The organism is Actinosynnema sp., from assembly GCF_052038725.1.
Genome location: NZ_JBQGCX010000576.1, coordinates 1 through 1,908, shown reverse-complemented (window position 1 = coordinate 1,908; position 1,908 = coordinate 1). Strand labels below are relative to the sequence as shown.

The window sequence follows — 1,908 nt, the reverse complement described above, 5'->3', positions numbered from 1 at the left end:
CGTGCTGCTGCGGGTGGCCATGACGCGCGGTCTCGACGACCCGACCCGGCAGTGCGTGATCGGCGCCGAGTTCCAGGCCGACCTGGCCCGCGCGTTCGCCGCCCTGCGCGCCCTCTGAGAACCCCTCCCGGGCCCTCTCCTCAACCCCCTCCTCAACCCCTCCCCGCGACCGCGCTCAGTTCGCCGACGGGGCGCGCGCGGCGGTGGTGAGCCTGCGCCGCACCGAACCCCGGTCGCGCACGGCCAGCCCGTTGCCGGCGGCGCACACCACGAGCAGGAACCCCGTCAGCGCGGGCAGCACCACCCCGCCGTCCGCCGCCGACCAGCAGGTCATCGTCATCCACAGCAGCAGTCTCATAATCCGCATCGTAGGGAGACGCGGATCACACCGGTATTCATTTGGGGGAAGCTTGATGTTTTCCGGAGAATGCTCCGGCAAATCACCTCGCCATTCCGGGTGACCTGGAAGTGGTATCGCGGCCCACTCGAAGGCGGCAACCTCCTTGCCCGTGGCCGATCTCGGGTTAGGCTCGTCATCGAGCAGCAGGCGCCTCCTCAGGGCCGCTGCAATCCCCGCGTGGTGAGGAGGCGAGCGGTGAGGGACCTCGACGAGGAGATGAGCGTCCACTCGCGGGACTGCGGTGGCGCGGTGGTGCTCCACGTCAGTGGCGAGATCGACCAGCTCACGGTCGAACCGCTGCACCGCGAGCTCCTGTCCGCGCTGGCCCGCGTGCGCCCGCCGGAACCGGTGGTGGTCGACCTGACCGAGGTCGGGTTCTTCGGCTCGGCCGGGCTGAACGAGCTGGTCACCGGGCACCTGCAGGCCGAGCTGCTCGGCACCCGGCTGTCCGTGGTCGCCGGGCACCGCGAGGTGCTCCGGCCGCTGGCGATCAGCGGGCTGGACGAGCAGCTGGACGTGCACCCGACCCTCCGGGCGGCGCTCGGCGCGTGAGCGCGACCCCCGACCGGGTGCCCGTTCGGCCCCGGTTCGTTTGGGTCGCCCCGGCGTGGGAATGACACCTCCCGTGCTGCTGCTGAGACCACCGGGCGTGTACCGCCCGCAGGAGGACACCGAGCTCCTGGCCCGTTCGCTGGCCGAGTCCGGTGTCCCGTACGGGGCGACCGTGCTGGACGCGTGCACCGGGACCGGGGCGCTCGCCGTCGCGGCCGGGCGCGCCGGTGCGGGGGAGGTGACCGCCGTCGACCGGAGCCGCCGCGCGGTGGCCGCCGCGTTCGTGAACTGCCTGCTGCACGGGGTGCCCGTGCGGGTGCGGCACGGGGACTTCTCGACCGTGGGCGGGCGGTACGACGTGGTCTGCTCGAACCCGCCCTACGTGCCCGCTCCCGGACCACCCGATCCGACCGGCGCGGCGCGCGCGTGGGACGCCGGGGTGGACGGGCGCGCGGTGCTGGACCGGTTGTGCGCGGCGCTGCCGTCGCTGCTCGCGCCCGGCGGTTTCGGGCTGGTCGTGCACTCCGCGCTGTGCGGGGTGGAGCGGACGCTCGGGCAGTTGCGGGACGGCGGGCTGGCGGCCGAGGTGGTGGCGTCGCGGGACGTCGGGTTCGGGCCGGTGCTGCGCTCGCGCGCCCGGTGGCTGGAGGGGCGCAGGCTCATCGCGCCGGGGCAGCGGCACGAGCGCTTGGTGGTGGTCCGTGCCGACGCCCCGTGAACCCCGCAGGGTCGTGGTCAGCCGGGAGGGGCCGGTGCTGGTGGAGGGGCCGGTGGAGGTCGTGGTCGAGGACGGGGAGGCGGTGCGGTCGGACCGGGTGGTGGTGGCGCTGTGCGCGTGCCGCAGGAGCCGCAGCTACCCGTTCTGCGACACCAGCCACCGCAAGCGGGTGCGCGCCCACCGGGAGGACGAGGGGTAGGCCGGGGGCGGGGCTGATCTGCTCGCCGCCCGGCCCCGC

The 1,908-nt window shown here is 74.4% G+C and carries 4 protein-coding genes; 3 read left to right on the top strand and 1 reads right to left on the bottom strand.

From position 1 onward, the window contains the following. Positions 1-175: 175 nt before the first annotated feature. Entirely contained in the window at positions 176-358 is a 183-nt protein-coding gene (locus ACTUAL_RS11985) for a hypothetical protein (protein WP_096492812.1), read from the bottom strand. A gap of 237 nt (positions 359-595) precedes the next feature. Between ACTUAL_RS11985 and ACTUAL_RS11980 the strand changes: the two genes are divergently transcribed. From ACTUAL_RS11980 to ACTUAL_RS11970, 3 genes are all read left to right on the top strand, one after another. Continuing rightward, entirely contained in the window at positions 596-952 is a 357-nt protein-coding gene (locus ACTUAL_RS11980) for an STAS domain-containing protein (RefSeq protein WP_157767595.1), read from the top strand. A 73-nt stretch (positions 953-1,025) separates the two neighbouring features. Then, entirely contained in the window at positions 1,026-1,670 is a 645-nt protein-coding gene (locus ACTUAL_RS11975; protein WP_440900291.1) for a HemK2/MTQ2 family protein methyltransferase, read from the top strand. Further along, the gene (locus ACTUAL_RS11970) at positions 1,654-1,869 is read left to right on the top strand and encodes a CDGSH iron-sulfur domain-containing protein (protein WP_440900290.1); all 216 of its coding nucleotides are present in this window, start codon (positions 1,654-1,656) and stop codon (positions 1,867-1,869) included. Before ACTUAL_RS11975 ends, ACTUAL_RS11970 begins: the two co-directional genes overlap by 17 nt. Positions 1,870-1,908: the final 39 nt, after the last annotated feature.